This window comes from Simplicispira suum (assembly GCF_003008595.1).
In the GTDB taxonomy this organism is placed as follows: Bacteria; Pseudomonadota; Gammaproteobacteria; order Burkholderiales; family Burkholderiaceae_C; genus Simplicispira; species Simplicispira suum.
The window spans coordinates 788,655-807,427 of sequence record NZ_CP027669.1 but is presented as its reverse complement, the minus strand read 5'-3'; the positions used below and the strand labels follow the sequence as shown (position 1 = coordinate 807,427).

Annotated in this window: 19 protein-coding genes; 17 read left to right on the top strand and 2 right to left on the bottom strand. The window is 65.1% G+C overall.

The window, feature by feature from the left end:
* The first annotated feature begins 47 nt into the window (after positions 1-47).
* The 8 genes from C6571_RS03835 to nudB all read left to right on the top strand — a co-directional run bounded on the left by C6571_RS03835 (position 48) and on the right by nudB (position 8,139).
* Positions 48-620 carry a hypothetical protein gene (locus tag C6571_RS03835; RefSeq protein ID WP_106445517.1) on the top strand — a complete coding sequence of 191 codons (573 nt, stop codon included), beginning with the start codon at positions 48-50 and terminating at the stop codon, positions 618-620.
* Complete coding sequence (ubiB, locus tag C6571_RS03830) at positions 617-2,188, top strand: ubiquinone biosynthesis regulatory protein kinase UbiB (protein ID WP_106445516.1); 1,572 nt, start codon at positions 617-619, stop codon at positions 2,186-2,188. Before C6571_RS03835 ends, ubiB begins: the two co-directional genes overlap by 4 nt.
* Before the next feature lie 148 nt (positions 2,189-2,336).
* Complete coding sequence (locus C6571_RS03825; protein ID WP_106445515.1) at positions 2,337-3,830, top strand: high affinity choline transporter 1; 1,494 nt, start codon at positions 2,337-2,339, stop codon at positions 3,828-3,830.
* A 78-nt stretch (positions 3,831-3,908) separates the two neighbouring features.
* Complete coding sequence (locus C6571_RS03820; RefSeq protein WP_106445514.1) at positions 3,909-4,232, top strand: FmdB family zinc ribbon protein; 324 nt, start codon at positions 3,909-3,911, stop codon at positions 4,230-4,232.
* Between the two features lie 22 nt (positions 4,233-4,254).
* Positions 4,255-4,875 carry a DUF502 domain-containing protein gene (locus C6571_RS03815; RefSeq protein WP_106445513.1) on the top strand — a complete coding sequence of 207 codons (621 nt, stop codon included), beginning with the start codon at positions 4,255-4,257 and terminating at the stop codon, positions 4,873-4,875.
* A 39-nt stretch (positions 4,876-4,914) separates the two neighbouring features.
* Positions 4,915-6,729 (top strand): aspartate--tRNA ligase, encoded by a 1,815-nt coding sequence (gene aspS, locus C6571_RS03810; protein ID WP_106445512.1) that lies wholly within the window; start codon positions 4,915-4,917, stop codon positions 6,727-6,729.
* 103 nt (positions 6,730-6,832) lie between these two features.
* Positions 6,833-7,642 carry a CsgG/HfaB family protein gene (locus C6571_RS03805; RefSeq protein WP_106445511.1) on the top strand — a complete coding sequence of 270 codons (810 nt, stop codon included), beginning with the start codon at positions 6,833-6,835 and terminating at the stop codon, positions 7,640-7,642.
* Positions 7,643-7,647: 5 nt separating this feature from the next.
* Entirely contained in the window at positions 7,648-8,139 is a 492-nt protein-coding gene (gene nudB / locus C6571_RS03800; RefSeq protein WP_106445510.1) for a dihydroneopterin triphosphate diphosphatase, read from the top strand.
* Here nudB and C6571_RS03795 read toward each other — a convergent pair.
* The gene (locus tag C6571_RS03795) at positions 8,117-9,817 is read right to left on the bottom strand and encodes a response regulator (protein ID WP_106445509.1); all 1,701 of its coding nucleotides are present in this window, start codon (positions 9,815-9,817) and stop codon (positions 8,117-8,119) included. The two genes, nudB and C6571_RS03795, sit on opposite strands and share 23 nt — an antisense overlap.
* Positions 9,818-9,930: 113 nt before the next feature.
* Here C6571_RS03795 and C6571_RS03790 point away from each other — a divergent pair, with 113 nt between their 5' ends.
* The 9 genes from C6571_RS03790 (at position 9,931) to C6571_RS03750 (ending at position 17,160) form a co-directional block, all read left to right on the top strand.
* Positions 9,931-10,665: an endonuclease/exonuclease/phosphatase family protein gene (locus C6571_RS03790; protein ID WP_106445508.1), complete on the top strand. Its 735-nt coding sequence runs from the start codon at positions 9,931-9,933 to the stop codon at positions 10,663-10,665.
* Positions 10,666-10,672: 7 nt separating this feature from the next.
* Positions 10,673-11,893, top strand: coding sequence for a cardiolipin synthase ClsB (gene clsB / locus C6571_RS03785; RefSeq protein WP_106445507.1), 1,221 nt, complete (start codon positions 10,673-10,675; stop codon positions 11,891-11,893).
* 112 nt (positions 11,894-12,005) lie between these two features.
* Entirely contained in the window at positions 12,006-12,731 is a 726-nt protein-coding gene (gene folE, locus C6571_RS03780) for a GTP cyclohydrolase I (RefSeq protein ID WP_106445506.1), read from the top strand.
* A 1-nt stretch (position 12,732) separates the two neighbouring features.
* A complete protein-coding gene (locus C6571_RS03775) occupies positions 12,733-13,155 on the top strand; it encodes a BLUF domain-containing protein (RefSeq protein WP_106445505.1) in 423 nt (140 codons plus the stop codon).
* A 333-nt stretch (positions 13,156-13,488) separates the two neighbouring features.
* On the top strand, positions 13,489-14,370 hold the full coding sequence (locus tag C6571_RS03770; protein WP_106448026.1) for an EamA family transporter: 882 nt from the start codon (positions 13,489-13,491) through the stop codon (positions 14,368-14,370).
* 4 nt (positions 14,371-14,374) lie between these two features.
* A complete protein-coding gene (locus C6571_RS03765; protein ID WP_106445504.1) occupies positions 14,375-15,220 on the top strand; it encodes a DUF429 domain-containing protein in 846 nt (281 codons plus the stop codon).
* 65 nt (positions 15,221-15,285) lie between these two features.
* A complete protein-coding gene (locus tag C6571_RS03760) occupies positions 15,286-16,248 on the top strand; it encodes an alpha/beta hydrolase (RefSeq protein WP_106445503.1) in 963 nt (320 codons plus the stop codon).
* Positions 16,245-16,463, top strand: coding sequence for a hypothetical protein (locus C6571_RS03755; RefSeq protein ID WP_106445502.1), 219 nt, complete (start codon positions 16,245-16,247; stop codon positions 16,461-16,463). Before C6571_RS03760 ends, C6571_RS03755 begins: the two co-directional genes overlap by 4 nt.
* 31 nt (positions 16,464-16,494) lie before the next feature.
* Entirely contained in the window at positions 16,495-17,160 is a 666-nt protein-coding gene (locus C6571_RS03750; protein ID WP_106448025.1) for a LysE family translocator, read from the top strand.
* Positions 17,161-17,227: 67 nt separating this feature from the next.
* On the opposite strand, the gene C6571_RS03745 is transcribed toward C6571_RS03750, so the two are convergent.
* Positions 17,228-18,628, bottom strand: a complete 1,401-nt coding sequence (locus C6571_RS03745; RefSeq protein WP_106448024.1) for an amidase — start codon at positions 18,626-18,628, stop codon at positions 17,228-17,230.
* Between the last annotated feature and the right edge of the window lie 145 nt (positions 18,629-18,773).

The window sequence follows — 18,773 nt, the reverse complement described above, 5'->3', positions numbered from 1 at the left end:
GGCGCGGGGCGCCACCACCGCCGACACTGTTGCCATAATCGGCGGCTATGGCCACACAGTCTCCCTTTTCCGTTCTCGACGGCGTTTTCGAGCGCATTGCGCAGGGGCCGCAGCCCCCACAATGGCTGGTGCAGGAGGCACAGCAGCGCCTGGTGCTGCTGATCAACCATGTGCTGATGCAGGAGCGCGTTGCTACCGAGCGCCTGGTGCCGCGCAGCGGCCGCGTGGTGCGCGTGCAGTGGCGCCAGTTTTTCGTGGCGTTGCAGGTCACGCCGGCCGGTTTGTTCGACCTGGCCGCACCCTCGGCCACACCCGACCTGCATTTTGAAGTCACCGAAACCTCGCCCCTGGGCCTGGCGCAGTCCGCACTGCGCGGCGAGCGCCCACCGGTACGCATTGACGGGGCTGTCGATTTTGCAAGCGACCTGCAGTGGCTGGCGGACAACCTGCGCTGGGACATCGAAGACGATATGGCGCGCGTGATCGGCGATGTGCCGGCGCACACGCTGGCCAGCGTGGCACGCAGCGCTGCGCAGGCGCTGCGCGGCTTTGTGCGCAGCGGTAGCGCGCGCGGAGCGAACGCCGTGGCGCCCTGGTCGGGCACCGGCCCCCTGCCATGAAGCGGTTTTTCCGTGGCGCCGCCATTGTCTGGGTGGCGCTGCGCTACGGGCTCGACGGCCTGGTTCTCACCAGCTTCCAGAAGCCTTGGTTGCGCCTGCTGGCGCGGATCGTCTCGATCGGGCGCGATCTGCGTGCGCCGCGCGGCCAGCGGCTGCGGGAAGCCCTGGAGCGTCTGGGGCCGATCTTTGTCAAGTTTGGGCAAGTGCTCTCGACGCGGCGCGACCTTCTGCCGCCCGACATCGCCGATGAATTGGCATTGCTGCAGGACCGGGTGCCACCTTTTGGCAGCGACATCGCCATTGCCACCATTGAGCGGGCGTTCCGGCGCCCGGTAGACGAAGTCTTTGTCAGTTTTGATCGGGTGCCCGTGGCCAGCGCGTCGATTGCGCAGGTGCACTTCGCCACGCTGCGCGCGCGCGACGGTACGCTGCACGAAGTCGCGGTCAAGGTGCTGCGGCCGGGCATGCTGGAGGTCATTGAAAAAGACCTGAGCCTGATGCGCATGATGGCCGGTTGGGTGGAGAGCCTCTCGGCCGATGGCAAGCGCCTCAAGCCACGCGAGGTGGTGGCCGAGTTCGACAACTACCTGCACGACGAACTCGATCTGGTGCGCGAGGCGGCCAACGCCGCGCAACTGCGGCGCAACATGGAAGGTCTGGGCCTGGTGGAGATTCCCAGCATTTTTTGGGATTTCTGCCACCCCGAGGTGATGGTGATGGAGCGCATGAACGGCGTGCCCATCAGCCAGGTGCAGCGCCTGCGCGACGCCGGAGTCGATATCCCCAAATTGGCCCGCGACGGTGTCACGATCTTTTTCACCCAGGTCTTCCGGGACGGCTTCTTTCACGCCGACATGCACCCCGGCAACATTCAGGTGAGCCTGGATCCCGCTACGTTCGGGCGCTACATCTCACTCGATTTCGGCATCGTTGGCACGCTGACGGAGTCGGACAAGGAATATCTGGCGCAGAATTTTGCCGCCTTTTTCCGGCGCGACTACAAGCGTGTGGCAGAGCTGCACGTGGAGAGCGGCTGGGTGCCGGCGAGTACGCGCGTCAATGACCTTGAAGGCGCCATTCGCACCGTGTGCGAGCCGTATTTCGATCGGCCGCTCAAGGAAATTTCACTCGGCATGGTGCTGATGCGCTTGTTCCAGACCTCGCGGCGCTTTCAGGTGGAGATTCAACCGCAGCTCGTGCTCTTGCAAAAAACGCTGCTCAACATTGAAGGACTCGGGCGCCAGCTCGATCCCGAACTCGATCTGTGGAGCACGGCCAAGCCGTTTCTCGAAACCTGGATGCTCGAGCAAGTGGGTCCGCAGCGCTTTCTGCGCGAACTGCGCGCCGAAGCGCCGCACTTTGCCCAGTTTCTACCCGCATTGCCGCGTCTGCTGCACGACAGTCTGCAGCGCCGCTCGAACGATGTCCAGCAACGTGAGCTGCTGGCCCTGCTGCGCGAGCAGCGGCACACCAACCGCTTGCTGCAGATCATCATCTATTGCGGTATTGGGTTTGTCTTGGGCCTGATCGTGGTGCAGGCGATTGTTCGGGTGGCGGTGTTTCGTTAGGCTGGCGGGTGCCAGCCTGTGGCCAATGCGCGACGCTTGAACCACGAACCGGCGCTACGCCCCGCGCCGAACGCAGAAATGGCCGGGGTGGACCCATAATCCGCAGCTGATTTTTTGGTCAACCCTGAACCCAGGAGGCTGCGGCGCCATGCTCATCTCGTTCATTGTTCTGTACCTGCTGGTTTCGATCGGCATCGGTTTGTACGCATCTACGCGCGTGCGCAACACGGCGGACTACGCAGTGGCCGGGCGAAGTTTGCCCATGGCGGTGGTGATCGCCACCACCTTTGCCACCTGGTTTGGCTCGGAGACCGTGCTGGGCGTGTCGGGCCAGTTCGTCAAGGAAGGCTTGCACGGCGTCATCGAAGACCCATTTGGCGCCGGCATGTGCCTGATTCTGGTGGGGCTGTTCTTTGCCTACCGCCTGTACCAGAAGAACCTGATCACGATTGGCGACTACTACCGGCTGCGCTTTGGTCGCACGATTGAGGTGCTGTGCTCGGCCATCATCATCTTCAGCTACCTGGGCTGGGTGGGCGCGCAGGTCACCGCGCTGGGGCTGGTGTTCAACCTGCTGACGCACGGCGTCGTGAGTGTCACCACGGGCATGGTGCTCGGCACGCTGATCGTGCTGGTCTATACGCTGTTCGGTGGCATGTGGTCGGTGGCCATGACGGATTTTGTGCAGATGATCGTCATCACCATTGGCCTGGTGTTGATCGCCTGGTTTGCCGCCGACATGGCGGGCGGAGCCGGCAAGGTGATTGAGTACGCTGCGAGCGAGCGCAAATTCCAGCTGTTTCCCACCAGCGGCCTGCTCAAGGACTGGCTGTTCTTCTTTGCTGCCGCGATCACCATGATGCTGGGCTCGATTCCGCAGCAGGATGTGTTCCAGCGCGTCATGTCGTCCAAGAACGTGAAGGTGGCCACTCGCGGCCCGGTGATTGGCGGCATGCTGTACATCGTGTTTGCGCTGGTGCCGATGTTTGTGGTGACGTCGGCGGTGTTTGTCATGCCAGAGAAGACGCTCGCGCTGCTGGGCGACGATCCGCAGAAGGTGTTGCCGACGCTGGTGCTCGAGCACATGCCGCTGGCCTTGCAGATCGCGTTTTTCGGTGCGCTGCTCTCGGCCATCATGTCCACGGCTTCGGCGACGCTGCTGGCGCCTTCGACATCCTTCGTCGAGAACATTCTGCGCAACCTGCGCCCCGGCATGAGCGACGCCACCACGCTCAAGGCGATGCGCATTTCGGTGTTCGTTTTCACGATGTGCGTGCTGGTGTATTCGATCACCATGGAAGGCAGCTCCATCTACGAACTGGTGTCTGGCGCCTACCAGGTGCCGTTGGTCGGGGCGTTTGTTCCGCTGGTCTTTGGCCTGTACTGGAAGCGGGCGACGTCCCAGGGGGCGTTGCTGGCGATCTCCATGGGGATTGGCGTGTGGCTGCTGTTTGTCGCCAGCCCGGTGCTGTCCGAGGCCTTTCCGCAGCAGCTCGCCGGGCTGCTGGCCGCGCTGGTGGGTATGGTCGGGGGGTCGCTGGCGCCGCAGTTTCTGCCCGACCACAAAGACCATGTACACCATTACAAGGGCTCAGTAGCTCCCGACAGCACGCCCGATGTCGTGCTCGCCCCAAAGAGCTAAGTGGCTGGGGGGCTTGAAATCTGAGGCGCCGCCTATAATTGAGGGCTTTGCACTTGTGCACTTCTGAAGCGCCTCCCCATGCCAATTTACGCCTACAAATGCAGCGCCTGCGGCCACGCGCGCGACGTGCTGCAGAAAATGTCAGACCCGGTTTTGACCGTGTGCCCGGCATGCGGCGCGGAGACTTTCGCCAAGCAGCTGACCGCTGCGGGCTTCCAGCTCAAGGGCTCAGGCTGGTACGCCACCGATTTCAAGGGTGGACCGACACCGGCTGCTGCCGACAAGGGCAGCGAGGCCGCTGCACCTGCCGCAGCTGAGGGCGCTGCGCCCATCCCCACCAAAGCCGCGCCAGTTGCAAGCGCCGCGCCAGCGCCTGCTGTCGGTACTGCAGGCGCTGACTAGGCTGCTCTTCTCTTCCCATCCCATGACTGCGCTGCGCAATTGGCTGTTTACTGGTCTTCTGGTGATCGTCCCTGGGGCAATCACTCTGGCCGTGCTCAACTGGCTGGTGGGCCTGCTCGACCAGACGCTGCTGATTCTGCCCACCGCCTGGCACCCCGACCGACTGCTGGGGTTTCACATTCCGGGCTTTGGCGTCGTGCTGACGCTGGGCATCCTGCTCGCTGTCGGGGCCATGACCAGCAATTTCGCCGGCCGCAAGCTGGTGCAGTGGGGCGACCGCCTGGTCAGCCGCATTCCGGTGGTGCGCTCGATTTATTCCAGCGTCAAGCAGGTCTCCGATACCTTGTTTTCCGAAGGTGGCAACGCCTTTCGCACTGCAGTGCTGGTGCAGTGGCCGCGCGAGGGCGTGTGGACTGTGGCTTTCATCACCGGCGCGCCCGGTGGTGAGGTGGCGGCCCTGCTGCAGGACGACTACGTCAGCGTGTATGTGCCCACCACGCCCAACCCCACGGGCGGCTATTTCGTCATGCTGCGCAGGAGCGACTGCATCGAGCTCGATATGGGCGTGGATGCTGCCTTGCGCTACATCGTCTCCATGGGTGTCGTCGTGCCGCACGAAGCGGCTGCGTCCTCGCCCGCCTGATTTTTTCAACGCGCTCGACCGGGCGCCGGAAGTTTTGCCATGGCCATGCGTTCCCACTATTGCGGTCTTGTGACCGAAGCCCTGCTGGGCCAAACCGTCACCCTTGCAGGTTGGGTGAACCGCCGCCGCGACCATGGCGGCGTGATCTTTATCGATCTGCGCGACCGCGAGGGCTATGTGCAGGTGGTCTGCGACCCCGACCGCGCCGACATGTTTGCCACCGCCGAAGACGTGCGCAACGAGTTCTGCGTGCAGGTCAAAGGCCTGGTGCGCGAGCGCCCGGCAGGCACCGTGAACGAGGGCCTCAAGAGCGGCAAGATCGAGGTGCTGTGCCACGAGCTGACGGTGCTCAACGCGTCGGTGACGCCGCCGTTCCAGCTGGACGAAGAGAACCTGTCAGAGACCACGCGCCTGACGCACCGCGTGCTCGACCTGCGCCGCCCCTACATGCAGAACAACCTCATGCTGCGCTACCGCGTCAGCATGGAAGTGCGCAAGTTTCTGGACACGCACGGGTTTGTCGACATCGAAACCCCCATGCTCACCAAGAGCACGCCCGAGGGTGCGCGCGACTACCTGGTGCCCAGCCGCGTGCACGACGGCCATTTCTTTGCATTGCCGCAGTCGCCCCAGCTGTTCAAGCAGTTGCTGATGGTGGCCGGGTTCGACCGCTACTACCAGATCACCAAGTGCTTCCGCGACGAAGATTTGCGCGCCGACCGCCAGCCCGAGTTCACCCAGATCGATATTGAAACCTCGTTCATGGAAGAGCAGGACATCCGCGACCTGACGCAGGAGATGATCAAGACGGTGTTCCAGAACACGCTGGGCGTGGACCTGGGCGACTTCCCGGTCATGACCTACCAGGAAGCAGCGAAGCGGTTCGGCTCCGACAAACCCGACCTGCGCGTGAAGCTCGAATTCACTGAACTCACCGACGTCATGAAAGACGTCGATTTCAAGGTGTTCTCGGGCGCTGCCAACATGAAGAACGGCCGTGTCGTCGCGCTGCGCGTGCCCGGCGGCGCACGTGAGACCGGCGGGCTCTCGCGCGGCGAAATTGACGGCTACACCGAGTTCGTCAAGATTTACGGTGCCAAGGGCCTGGCCTACATCAAGGTCAACGACCTGGCCAAGGGGCGCGAGGGTCTGCAATCGCCCATCGTCAAGAACATTCACGACGCGGCGATTGCCGAAATCCTGCAGCGCACCGGCGCGCAGGATGGCGACCTGCTGTTCTTCGGCGCCGACAAGGCAAAAATTGTCAATGACGCCATTGGCGCGCTGCGCATCAAGATCGGCCACAGCGAGTTTGGCAAGAAGAACGCTTTGTTCGAAGACCGCTGGGCGCCCCTGTGGGTGGTGGATTTCCCGATGTTCGAGCACGACGAGGAGAACAACCGCTGGGTCGCAGTGCACCACCCCTTCACGGCGCCCAAGGACGGCCACGAGGATTACATGGTCAGCGCGCCCGAAAAGTGCATCTCCAAGGGCTACGACATGGTCCTGAATGGCTGGGAGATGGGCGGCGGCTCGGTGCGTATCCACCGCGCCGACGTGCAGCGCAAGGTGTTTGATGCGCTCAAGATCACGCCCGAGGAAGCGCAGGAAAAATTCGGCTTCCTGCTCGACGCCCTGCAATACGGCGCGCCACCGCACGGGGGCCTGGCCTTTGGCCTGGACCGCATCGTCACCATGATGACCGGCGCCGAGTCGATCCGCGACGTGATTGCCTTCCCCAAGACGCAGCGCGCCCAGTGCCTGCTGACCCAGGCGCCGTCGCCGGTGGACGAGAAGCAACTGCGCGAGCTGCATATTCGTTTGCGCAATCTGGATGCGGTCAAGGTGGCATGAACGGATTGAACCGGTTCCACGGGAGCGCTTGAATCGATGAACCCCGAGAGCGGCAGGAGCGTTTTGTTCCTGCCGCTTTTTTGATGGAAGAAGCACCTTACACATGCAAGCCCGTGCAATGACTTGGCTGGCCGTCGCGCTGGTGGCTGTGTTGGCCGCCTGCGGCGAAAAGAAAACCGAACTGGGCCAGGGCGGCTCGGTGGTGGCGGGGTCTGCGGGCCCGCAGGGCGCGCAGAACGCAGCGCGTGAGCTGCTGCGCTGTGACGCGCCTGTAGCCACGCTGGCGCTGGCCGAAAATCCGAACGGATATGCGATGGGGGCGGGCTACCAGTTGCCGGCGTCGCCAGTCCCCTTGATCAAGCTGCTGGCACAGCAGAGCGGCTGCTTTCGGGTGGTGGACCGCAATGCGGGCTTGCGCGGAACGATCCAGGAGCAGGATCTGAAGGAGTCGGGTGTTCTGCGGCCGAATTCCACCGTGGCCAGGGGCAAGGGCTACGAGGCCCAGTACACGCTGACGCCCAGCCTCACGTTCAGTGAGCAGGACGCGGGGCGGGGCTTGGCAGGGGTGGTGGCCATGATTCCTGTGCTGCGTGACATTGCCGGGCTGGCCGGGCTGATGGAGCAGGTCAAGTTCAAGGAGGCGCAGACCGCGCTGCTGCTGTCGGACAACGAAACCACCGAGCAGGTGGCTGCGGCTACAGGATCGGCGCGCACCACCGACCTGGGCGTTGGGGGGCTTGTGTTTGGCAAGCTCGGCGGTGCTGCGGGGGCCGGCTGGAGCAATACCAACGAAGGAAAGGTCATTGCTGCAGCGTTTCTGGACGCGCACAACCAACTGGTGGTACAGGTGCGCGCGCTTCAGGCAAAAGCGCTTCCGCCGCCTGTGCCCACAGCGCACGGTGCGCTTGGCTGAAGACGATGGGGGTCGATGGCGTTCAGGCTTTCAAGATACCGGAGTCGGTGCTGGTGGTGATCCACACGCCTGCGCTGGAGGTGCTGCTGCTCTCGCGCGCGGATTGGCCGGACCATTGGCAGTCGGTTACGGGCTCCAAGGACTTCCCCGAAGAATCCTTCCATGATGCTGCGGTTCGCGAGGTGGCGGAGGAGACCGGGATCAACGCGCTGGCGCCTGGCCATGCGCTGCTTGACTGGCAGTACGAGAACGAATACGAAATCTGGCCGCGCTGGCGGCACCGCTACGCGGACGGGGTAGTGCGCAACCGCGAACGGGTCTTTGGCCTGTGCGTACCGGCCGGTACGCCTGTGGTGCTTAGCGCGCGCGAGCATTCGGCGGCGCGCTGGCTGCCTTGGGCGGATGCGGCGCAGGCGTGTTTCTCAAGAACCAACGCGCAGATGTGCAGGGAACTGCCAGCCCGCGTTGCCGCCCTCAGCCAGTCGCAGCACCGGTAGCTGCCGGGTTGGGTGCTGGCGCAGTCGCCGGCGCTGCAGCAGGTGCACGCGCGCGCAGCGAGAGTCCCCCAGGGGCACGTTCGCCCTCGCCCCCCAGCAAGGCCCGCGGCTGGGCCGTGCCGCACTGCGGACGCAGGGTGTCGATGCGCGATTGCAGTCGGGTGGCGTTTTCTATCTGCGGGCCATGGCGCGTGAGCACTTGCTGCGCCAGTTCGAGCAGTTTGGTATTGCGGCTGCTTTCCGCGTGCCCCAGAAGCATTTCCACCGACTCGGCGGCACCTCCCTTTAGGCTTTGGGCAACGGCTTGTTCCGCCAGCTGGTTGATGACCGGAAGGCAGGCACGGAGCTGCTCTGCAAACCCGGTATGCGAGCCGCAGGCGCTGCCAAGCAGCTGTGCCAGAGCGCGCGTGTGGGCGTAGCGCATGCCAATTTTTTGCACCCAGCTCTCGGCTTCGTCCAGCGCGATCGAGGTGGTGGCCAGCGTCGCAATGAGCGCCACCAGATTGCATGCCGCCTCGAAGTCGAAATCGGGTTGTGTGATGTCGCGTGCCATGTCGCGCACCGCATCCACTGCGTCCGAGAATTTGCGCTGCGCAATGGACTGCAGTGCGGCCGTCACACGCGCGAAGCGCTTGATGCGCAGGCTGTCGCTGTGGCGTTCGAGAGCACGTCCAAAGTCGGCTCGGCAGCGATCCAGCCCCTTGGTGTCGCCTTCGTCAAAGCAGCTGAAGGCAAACAGCACCAGCGATTGGAAATCGAATAGCTTGGAGTCGATGCCCAGCTGCACCGCGCGGGAGAGCGCGCTGCGCGCTGCGGCGCGCTCTCCCAGGTAGTACGACATCAGCCCGAGCTTTTGCACACGCACCAGTGAATCCGGGGTGAGCGACACCGCCAGGCGGTAGGTTTCCAGCGCTGCCTCGAATTGGCCTTGTTCGATCTGCGCGCGCCCGAGCACGTCATAGGCGTCGGCAAAGCTTGCGTCCTCTTCGATCAGGCCCTGCAGCGTGGCGGCGGCTTGCAAGTTCTGGCCGCCTTCGATCTGCGCACGTGCAACCCCCAATTTGGCCCAGGGCAGGGCGCGAGCGGCAATGACGGCTTCAAACATTTTTTTCGCTTGCTCATGGCGCCCCAGGCGCAGCAGCAACTCGGTCCCGATGCGTGCCGCGTACAGCCAGTACGGGCCGCGATGGACAAACCGTTCCACACACAACCCGGCCGCCAGTTCGAAGTCGTCTGCCTCAATGGCCTCAAAGATGGCGCTGAGATGCTCCTTGCGTTTGCGCGCCAGGCGCAGCCGTTCAAACAGCGCAGATGGTGCAAACGGTTTGAGCAAATAGCCGTCCAGCGCCGATTCCGCAGCCTCGGCCACGCTTGCGTACGAAGCCTCGCCCGTGACCATGAAGAACACCGTGGAAAAAGGGAGCAGCTTTGCGCGCCGCAGATCGTCCAGCAAGGTCTGGCCGGCGTTATCGCCATCGCTGAACGATTGCTCGCAAAGCACATAGTCGAAGGTCATGTGCTCGAGGCGGTTGCGCGCGTCATGGATGCGGTTGCACTGCGTCACCCTGCTGATGCCATACGCCCGAAGCTGCGCCGCCAGAATACTGCGCGAGGTGGCGTTGGCGTCGACGACCAGCGCGACATACTCACGCGTGGCTTTGGATGAGGGGGCAGCCATGGAGAAGGTGTTGGGCGCGGCGCGGGTTTCGGCGTTTCGAAGTGTAAATACAGCGGAAAGGCCGGGCGATAGGGTCGGACCCGCGAGTTTCGCGCCTGCGCCACAATCGACGCATGGATTCTCCGTCGCTGCTGCGTGTTGCCACCTACAACATCCACAAAGGGGTGCAGGGCTTTGGCCCGGCGCGCCGGCTGGAGATTCACAACCTCGGGCATGCGGTAGAGCAGCTCGACGCGGACATTGTCTGCCTGCAAGAGGTGCGCAGCCTGAACCGCAGCGAGGCAGCTTATTTTGATCGCTGGCCCGATGTGCCCCAGGCGCAGTACCTGGCACCTGAGGGCTATGAGGCTGTCTACCGCACCAACGCCTTCACCAAACATGGCGAGCATGGCAATGCACTGCTGACGCGCTGGCCGGTGCTGGGTCACCAGCATGAGGACATCTCCGACCACCGCTTCGAGCAGCGCGGATTGCTTCATGTGGAGATCGACCTCGGGGGCAGATCGGTTCACTCCATCGTTGTGCACCTGGGGTTGATCCCGGGCAGTCGGGTGCGCCAGGTGCAGCGCTTGCGTGCCTTCATTGAGCGCGAGGTCCCGGCCGGCGCGCCGCTGGTGGTTGCGGGGGACTTTAACGACTGGGGGTTGCAGGTCAAGATGGCGCTGGCGCAGATCGGGTTGGTGGAGTTCGAGCATGGCGCGTTCACCTACCCGGCGCGCTTGCCCATCGTGCAGCTCGATCACATCTACGTGCGCGGCCTGACCCCCATGGGCGCGCATGTGCCGCAAGGGCGCATCTGGTGGCGCATGTCGGACCATCTGCCGCTGGTGGCAGAGTTCCGCTTGTAGCTTGTAGATGGCGCGCCCTGTCGAGCTGGTTCCTGGCCACAGTGCAGTGCTGCTGCAGGGCGCGCAGGAGCTGTTCCCCGCGCTGGTGCAGGCCATGGATGGCGCGGCGCAGAGCGTGCGGTTTGAAACCTATATTTGCGACTTCACCGACAGCGGTGCCAGCATTGGCGAGGCGCTGGAGCGCGCTGCGCACCGGGGCGTCGAAGTGCAGTTGCTGGTTGATGGCTTTGGCACCGGCGGCCTGGCCACCGATTGGCTTGAGCGCCTGCGCGCTGCCGGCGTGCAGTACCAGGTGTATGCGCCGCTCGGGCCGCTGGGCTTGCTCCTGCCCGAGCGCTGGCGCCGCATGCACCGCAAGCTGTGTGTGGTCGATGGCGCGGTGCTGTTTTGCGGCGGCATCAACCTGCTGGACGATTTTTACGATCCGAATTACGGGCGGCTCGAAGCGCCGCGACTCGACTTCGCGGTACAGGTGCTCGGCCCCATTGCCGACGAAGCGCAGGCGGCGATGCAAATCGTCTGGTGGCGCATGCAGGCTGCCAGTGCCGCGCGTTCGCGCCATCTGGGCGACGCCCGCCGTGCCATGCAGGCGGCGAAAGCGGCTTCGCGCGGAGCGGGCAGCACAAGGCGCGGCGTTGGAACAGTGCGCGCTGCACTGCTGCTGCGCGACAACCTGCTCCACCGCGCCGGTATCGAGAGCGCCTACCTGCGCGCCATTGCGCAAGCGCGCGATGAGGTCATCATTGCCAATGCCTATTTCGTTCCAGGTCGAAAGCTGCGCCGCGCGCTGGTGCTTGCGGCGCGGCGCGGCGTGCGCGTGCGCCTGCTGCTGCAGGGGCGCTACGAGTACTTTCTGCAGTACCACGCGGCGCGGCCGGTATACGGCAAGCTGCTGAAGGCGGGCATCGAAATCCACGAATATGCACCGAGCTTTCTGCATGCCAAAGTGGCGGTGATCGACGCTGAAGGCACGCACCCCTGGGCGACGGTGGGATCGTCCAACCTCGATCCGCTGAGCCTGCTGCTGGCCAAAGAGGCCAATGTGGCGATCGCGGACGCCGATTTTGCGCGCAGCCTGCGCGCGCGTCTGGTGGACGCCATGGAGCATGCCGGCCAGCAGATTGACAGCGCCGCCTACGCTGCGCGGCCCTGGCGCGCGCGCCTGCTCGACCGCCTGGCCTTTGCGCTGGTACGCAGTGCGCTGTGGCTCACCGGCAAGACCTACTAGCCAGCTTGCATCAATGCTATGTTGTTTGTAGCTGCTAGCGCTTGTCACATAAGCGCTAGCGGCCAAAAATACTTGAAATGCACGAACCTTGTGCCACTGTTACCATTCGTCCATGCTGCGCTCTGAACCCCTTGAGATCCGCCCCGAAGCCCCCGACGAAGGCGTTCCCGTCTCCGTCAAGATTCGCGAGCGCGTCGTTGCTGCCCGCAAGCGCTTTAACGCCAATGACAACATCGCCCAGTTCATCGAGCCCGGCGAGCTGGAGGCCTTGCTCGACGAGGTGGAGCTCAAAATGCAAGGGGTGCTCGACAGCATGGTGATCGACACCCAGGGCGACCACAACACCCACGCCACCGCGCGCCGCGTGGCCAAGATGTACCTGAGCGAAGTCTTCAAGGGCCGCTACGTGGCGCCCCCCGCGATCACCGAGTTCCCTAATGCCGAGCACCTGAACGAGCTGATGATCGTCGGGCCCCTGACGGTACGCAGCGCCTGCAGCCACCACCTGTGCCCGGTGATCGGCAAGATCTGGATTGGCGTCATGCCGAACGAGCACACCAACGTGATTGGCCTGTCGAAATACGCCCGGTTGGTCGATTGGGTCATGGGCCGGCCGCAAATCCAGGAGGAAGCCGTGGTGCAGCTGGCCGACCTGATCATGGAAAAGACCCAGCCCGACGGCCTGGCCATCGTCATGGAGGCAAGCCACTTCTGCATGTCTTGGCGCGGCGTGAAGGAGATGGACAGCAAGATGCTCAACTCGGTGATGCGCGGCGTGTTCCTCAAGGATGCGGCACTGCGCCGCGAATTCCTCTCGCTCATTCCAGGAAGGAACTGACATGTTGGTACGCCTGCTCTACGCCAGCCGCGCCGTCGACAACTCGCCCGAAGCCATCGACGCCATCCTCACCCAGTCGCGCGAACACAACCCCGGCTGCGGCATCACCGGCATCCTGTGTTACGGCGGCGGCGTGTTTTTGCAGGCCATTGAGGGTGGGCGCTCTGCGGTGAATGAACTCTACGGGCACATTCAGCGCGACGTGCGCCACAAGGACGTGGAGCTGTTGCATTACGAAGAGATCGCCGAGCGGCGCTTTGGCGGCTGGACCATGGGCAAGGTCAATCTCTCCAAGATCAACCATTCCATCTTGCTCAAATACTCTGAAAAACCTGAGCTGGATCCCTACAGCGTCTCTGGCACCGTGTCGTTTGCCCTGCTCGAGGAATTGATGGCGACGGCGTCCATCATCGGCAGAGCATGAGGTGAACACCCCCTTGAGTCGCGTTGCGCCTGCGTGCAGCCGCCAGAGGCGGCGCCTCTTCTGGGACGTCCAAGCCTGCGCAGGCAGGCCTGGAGCCACGCCCCTCAGCCCCCGCTCCCGCACCGCTGCGCGGTGCGGGCAGGAGGATGCCACCGTTGCCCCTGCAGTGGAATGCTGGCGGCCCTTGCACGGTAGCCGCTGGCTCGGGCTGTGCCGGTTTCATGCGCTGCGGGCGCCTCATAGCATTCTCGATCACTGACTCTTCGCGCCGCACACGGCCGCAGGTCCAAGGGCGCTGCGGCTGTTGGCATGGAAGCCTTTCGTTTCCCGCCCGTGACCCCTACCGCCTTTGCTCTCATCCTTCTGGCCGCTCTGATCCACGCTTCGTGGAACATTGCGGCCAAAAAGGCGGGAGGAGACTCGCGCTTTGCCTTCTTCACCTCATTTCTGATGATGCTGTTCTGGGCTCCGCTCGGATGGTGGGTCGGGCGGGGCGTGGTGCCCCTGTGGGGCGCGGCGGAGTGGGGCATCGTGGTGGGCAGTGGCTTGCTGCACGTGGCGTATTACGTGACGCTGCTGCGCGGCTACCGCAAGGCCGATCTCACGGTGGTGTACCCACTGGCGCGCGGCTCGGGGCCATTGCTTTCGTCTCTGGTGGCCATCACCCTGTTGGGCGAGCGCATTTCTGCACTGGGCGCTGTGGGCATCGTGGGCGTTGTGGGCGGCGTGTTCCTGATTGCCGGCGGCCCCGGCCTGCTGCGCGCAGCGCACGATGTGCAGGCACGAGCCCGGGTGCACAAGGGCATGGCCTACGGCTTGCTCACAGGCGCATTCATAGCCAGCTATACGGTGGTGGATGGCTACGCCGTCAAGCTGCTGCTGATGTCGCCGATTCTGGTGGACTACATGGGCAACTTTGTGCGGGTCGCCGTGCTGGCGCCGGTGGTACTGCGCGACTTGCCCGCTGCGGGCTCACTGTGGCGCACGCAGTGGCGCTTTGCGCTGCTGGTGGCGGTGATCAGCCCGGTGTCGTACGTGCTGGTGCTGTTTGCGCTGCGCGAAGCGCCGATCTCGCTGGTGGCGCCCGCGCGCGAGGTGTCGATGCTGTTTGCCGCTTTGCTGGGTGGGCACTTGCTCGGCGAGGGCGACCGTCTCGCCCGGCTGTTGGGCGCGGTATGTATCGCGGCCGGCGTGGCCTTGCTGGCGCTGGGTTGATGCCATGAGCAGCGCACCCACCGCAGCCACTGCGCGCCTCATCGGCGTCGATTTCTCCAGCCGCCCCAGCCGCCGCAAGCGCATCGTGCTGGCGCAAGGGGAGCGCCTTGGCGCAAGTGTGCGCTTGGTGTCGCTCCTGCATTTCGAGACGCTCGACGCCCTGGGCCACTGGCTGGCAGCGCCGGGGCGGTGGGTGGGTGGCTTTGACCTGCCGTTTGGGCTGCCGCGCGAACTGGTCGAGCACCTGGGCTGGCCGACGGACTGGCAGGCCTGCATGCAGTATTACGCGGGCCTGGGGCGAGACGAGATTCGTGCGCGGTTTGCGGCTTTTTGCGCGGCGCGCCCTGTGGGCGGCAAGTTCGCCCACCGTGGCACCGATGGTCCGGCAGGGTCGAGCCCGAGCATGAAATGGGTCAATCCGCCAGTGGCCTTCATGCTGCACGCCGGCGTGCCGCTGCTGCTGGAAGCGGGCGCGCACCTGCCGGGTCTGCATGCGGGCGACCCGGCGCGCGTGGCACTGGAGGCTTACCCTGGCCTGCTGGCGCGTGAACTCATTGGTCGGCGCAGCTACAAAAGCGACAGCCGCGCTGCGCAAACGCCCGAGCGGCTGATCGCGCGCAAAGACCTGCTGACCGCACTGGAGACGGGCCGCACGCGGCTGGGCCTGCGGCTGCAACTGCGTCCCGCACAGGCCGATGCTTTGGTGCAGGACGCCAGCGGCGACAGCCTGGACGCCGTGCTGTGCCTGCTGCAGGCTGCCTGGGGCGAGCGCTGCCATGCCGAAGGCGACGCGTTGTACGGCCTGCCGCCCGCCATAGACCGCCTGGAAGGCTGGATTGTTACGGCTTGAAACCTCGGCGCAGCAATGCCTTCATGCGCGCTGCGCACAATCGGCAGACTTTTTCGAGGTTCAGCATGAACTCCCTGCCAAAGAATCGTGGTGTCCAGTGCCTGGCGGCGCTGCTCCTGATCGCCATCGCCGGCTTCGGACCTGCAGCCCATGGTGGCCCGCTGCGTGATCGCTTGCAGCAGCGCGCGCTGCTGGAGCAACCCCTGGACGACGAGGCCGACAGCAGCCGCTCGCAGCCGGCGCCGGGTCTGCCTGCCGGCACCCGTGTGCTGCGCGACCTCGCCTATGGGCCGGACGGCTCGCAGCGCCTGGATGTGTACCTGCCGGCGCATGCCCAGGCGGCGCCCGTGCTGTTTCTGGTGCATGGGGGCGGCTGGCGGCGGGGCGACAAGACGCACGACCGGCTGATCGACCACAAGCTCGCGCACTGGCTGCCCCAAGGCGTTGCGGTGGTGTCCGTCAACTACCGGATGCTGCCGCAGGCCAGGCCCGACCTGCAGGCGCAGGACGTGGCGCAGGCGCTGGCCTGGGCGCAGCAGCAAGCTGCAGCCTGGGGAGCGGACGCCAGGAGGTTCGTGCTGATGGGCCATTCGGCTGGCGCGCATTTGGCGGCGCTGGTGGCAGGCGATCCGCAGTGGTTGCGTGCGGCTGGGGCGCGTGCGCCGCAGGCGCTCGTACTGCTTGACAGCGGCGCGCTGGACGTCCCCGAGATCATGAACGGGCGCCACGCGCGCCTGTTCGATCAGGCGTTTGGCAGCGACCCTGCGTATTGGCTGCGGGTCTCACCCCTGCAGCAGTTGCAAGCCGCCCTGCCTCCCACGCTGCTGGTGTGCTCGTCGCCGCGCCGCAGTTCGTGTACGCAAGCACAGGTCTATGCGCGCAAAAGCCAGGCGCATGGTGGGCAGGCCGAGGTGTTGCCGCAGCCACTTTCCCACGGTCAAATCAATGCGCAACTGGGCCAGGCCGGCGCTTATACGCAGGCGGTGGACGAATTTCTGAGCCGCTTTGCCGCCTGGACGCTGCGATGAAGCTCGCCGCGCGACTGGTGGTGATCTGCGCTTTGCTCCTGGCGCAGCTTGCCTGGGCTGCGCCCGCTCCCTGGTACTGGTGGCGCAGCAAGGTGGACGGCGTGCGCATTTGCGCCCAGATATCGCCTGGCCCAGGATGGGATCGCGATAGCGGGCCCTACCAGGGACCGCAGTGCCAACCCAAACCGCGCGTGTTCGTGATCCCGATTCGCTGACACAATGGCTTTTTGGTTTGCTGTCCCTGTCATGCCTTCTCTCGATACCCTGCTCGCCTTCTTTGGTGTTTCCCTGCTGCTGGGAATTACGCCCGGCCCAGACAATCTGTTTGTGTTGGTGCAATCGGCCCAGCGTGGCTGGCGCGCCGGCATGGCCGTGGTGGTGGGCCTGTGTGCGGGCCTGGTGGTGCACACGGCGGCTGTGGCACTGGGGCTCGCGGCGCTTTTTGCCGCTTCGGCCACGGCGTTTACGGTACTGAAATACCTGGGCGCGGCGTATCTGGCCTGGCTGGCCTGGCAGTCGCTGCGTCCCTACCCTGAGGTGGTGCAGGACGAGGTTCAAGCCGACACAGCACCCGGCATCTCCGAGCGGCCCGCTGGCGGCGCCTGGCGCATGGTGGGGCGCGGCATGGTGATGAACCTGACCAACCCCAAGGTGCTGATCTTTTTCCTCGCCTTTCTGCCCCAGTTTGCCAATCCGGCGCTGGGCAGTGTGGCGCCGCAGATCATGCTGCTGGGTGTTGTCTTCATGGTGGCCACGTTGCTGGTGTTTGGCGCCATTGCCGTGTTCTCGGGCGCCTTTGGCACGCTGCTGCTGCGCTCGCCACGCGCGCAGCGCTGGCTCAACCGGGCTGCAGGCGTGGTGTTTTTGGGCTTGGCCGTGCGCCTGGCAACGATCAGTCGCGCCGCGACTTGATGCTATCTTGTTGATAGCTTTTGGCGCTTATTGGATAAGCGAAAGAGGCTATTTTCATCAGTATTTTCTAGCCTGGTGGCTCGGGCCAGGGCCGCTGCACCCCACGCAACTGCTCGAAGGCGCGCGCCACGCGCAGCACACCCAGATCGTCAAAGCGGGCGCCGGCAATCTGCAGGCCAATCGGCAGGCCCTCCGTGTTGTAGCCGCAGTTGATGGACGCGGCCGGCTGCTCCGACATGTTGAAGGGCACGGTGAACGCAATGTGCTCCAGCGCGCGCAGCGGGTCGTCGGTCGGGCTGGCCAGCTCGGCGGCAAAGGCGGTGATCGGCGCGACGGGCGAGAGCACGTAGTCGAACGCGCTGCAGGCCGCCACGGTGGCGACGCGCGTGGCGTGGAACTGCTGGGCAGCGTGGAACACCTCGGTGCCCGAGAGGCCGGCCGCGCTGTCGGCCCAGGCCTGGATGAAGGGCAGCACGCGCGCCTTGCGCTCGGGCGGCAGGGCGGCCATGTCGAGGTGTGAGCGCATGCGCCAGAAATGGTCCATGCCGGCGAGCATTTCCCGGTGCAGAAAGGGCAGCATGCGGGTGACGGTGGCGCCAGCCGCCTCAAACAGGGTCGCCGCGTACGCCACGGCGTCGTGCACCTGCGGATCTACTGGCAGTCCGCAGCCGGCATCCAAGAGCAAACCGATGCGCAGGCCGCGCAAATGCTCGGGGCCTCGCTCGAAATCCTGCCAGGCAATCTCCTGCGGCGGCAGCTGCATGCTGTCGCGCGCGTCGGGCTGCGAGAGCACGGCCATCATCAGCGCGGCGTCTTCCACGCTGCGCGTCATGGGGCCGGCGGCGCGGCCGGTGTAGGGCGGGTCGATGGGAATGCGCCCCAGGCTGGGCTTGAGCGTGAAGATGCCGCACCAGGACGCCGGCAGGCGCAGCGACCCGCCAATGTCGGTGCCCACATGCAGCGGACCGTAGCCGGCCGCTGCAGCAGCGCCGGCGCCGGCGCTGGAGCCGCCCGGGCCTTTGCTGAGGTCCCAGGGGTTGCGGGCGAGCGCGTGAAAGCTCGACAGCCCCGACGACAGCATCCCGTAGTCGGGCATGGTGGTCTTGGACACCAGCACCGCGCCGGCCTCGCGCAGGCGAGCAGCCGGGGGCGCGTCGGCCAGCGCCGGGAACAGCGGCGCGGCGGCCGTGCCCAGCGGCGTCGGGTCGCCCAGCGTGGCGATGTTGTCCTTGAGCGTCATGGGCACGCCGTCCAGCGGCGAGAGCGGGGCGCCGCGCTGCCAGCGCGCTTCGCTCTCGCGCGCCTGCGCCAGCGCTAGCTCGGGGCGCAGCAGCCAGGTGGCATGCAGGTGCGGCTCCCAGCGCTCGATGCGGGCGAGCACGGCCTTGGCGACGTCGACTGGTGAAAACGCGCCAGAGGCGTAGCCCTTTGCGAGCGCGCCGGCAGACAATTCATGCAACTGGGTCACTTTGCTTCCTTCGATAAAAATGAGTGCGCTACGGTTGATCTTGGCGCGCACTTAAGCCAGCGACCGCCGCGCAAGGGCCGCCCGACATGCAAATGTCGTCTGCACTCCGGGCGCTGGCGTCGTCCCCCTTCCCAAATCGCGCAGC

Excerpts from the sequence above, each read along its gene's own strand:
- C6571_RS03815 (WP_106445513.1), top strand. The coding sequence starts at position 4,255 with ATGACTGCGCTGCGCAATTGGCTGTTTACTGGTCTTCTGGTGATCGTC.
- C6571_RS03775 (WP_106445505.1), top strand. The coding sequence starts at position 12,733 with ATGTTGGTACGCCTGCTCTACGCCAGCCGCGCCGTCGACAACTCGCCC.
- C6571_RS03825 (WP_106445515.1), top strand. The coding sequence starts at position 2,337 with ATGCTCATCTCGTTCATTGTTCTGTACCTGCTGGTTTCGATCGGCATC.
- C6571_RS03805 (WP_106445511.1), top strand. The coding sequence starts at position 6,833 with ATGCAAGCCCGTGCAATGACTTGGCTGGCCGTCGCGCTGGTGGCTGTG.
- clsB (WP_106445507.1), top strand. The coding sequence starts at position 10,673 with ATGGCGCGCCCTGTCGAGCTGGTTCCTGGCCACAGTGCAGTGCTGCTG.
- folE (WP_106445506.1), top strand. The coding sequence starts at position 12,006 with ATGCTGCGCTCTGAACCCCTTGAGATCCGCCCCGAAGCCCCCGACGAA.
- C6571_RS03760 (WP_106445503.1), top strand. The coding sequence starts at position 15,286 with ATGAACTCCCTGCCAAAGAATCGTGGTGTCCAGTGCCTGGCGGCGCTG.
- C6571_RS03790 (WP_106445508.1), top strand. The coding sequence starts at position 9,931 with ATGGATTCTCCGTCGCTGCTGCGTGTTGCCACCTACAACATCCACAAA.
- C6571_RS03755 (WP_106445502.1), top strand. The coding sequence starts at position 16,245 with ATGAAGCTCGCCGCGCGACTGGTGGTGATCTGCGCTTTGCTCCTGGCG.
- aspS (WP_106445512.1), top strand. The coding sequence starts at position 4,915 with ATGGCCATGCGTTCCCACTATTGCGGTCTTGTGACCGAAGCCCTGCTG.
- C6571_RS03750 (WP_106448025.1), top strand. The coding sequence starts at position 16,495 with ATGCCTTCTCTCGATACCCTGCTCGCCTTCTTTGGTGTTTCCCTGCTG.
- ubiB (WP_106445516.1), top strand. The coding sequence starts at position 617 with ATGAAGCGGTTTTTCCGTGGCGCCGCCATTGTCTGGGTGGCGCTGCGC.
- C6571_RS03835 (WP_106445517.1), top strand. The coding sequence starts at position 48 with ATGGCCACACAGTCTCCCTTTTCCGTTCTCGACGGCGTTTTCGAGCGC.
- nudB (WP_106445510.1), top strand. The coding sequence starts at position 7,648 with ATGGGGGTCGATGGCGTTCAGGCTTTCAAGATACCGGAGTCGGTGCTG.
- C6571_RS03765 (WP_106445504.1), top strand. The coding sequence starts at position 14,375 with ATGAGCAGCGCACCCACCGCAGCCACTGCGCGCCTCATCGGCGTCGAT.
- C6571_RS03820 (WP_106445514.1), top strand. The coding sequence starts at position 3,909 with ATGCCAATTTACGCCTACAAATGCAGCGCCTGCGGCCACGCGCGCGAC.
- C6571_RS03795 (WP_106445509.1), bottom strand. The coding sequence starts at position 9,817 with ATGGCTGCCCCCTCATCCAAAGCCACGCGTGAGTATGTCGCGCTGGTC.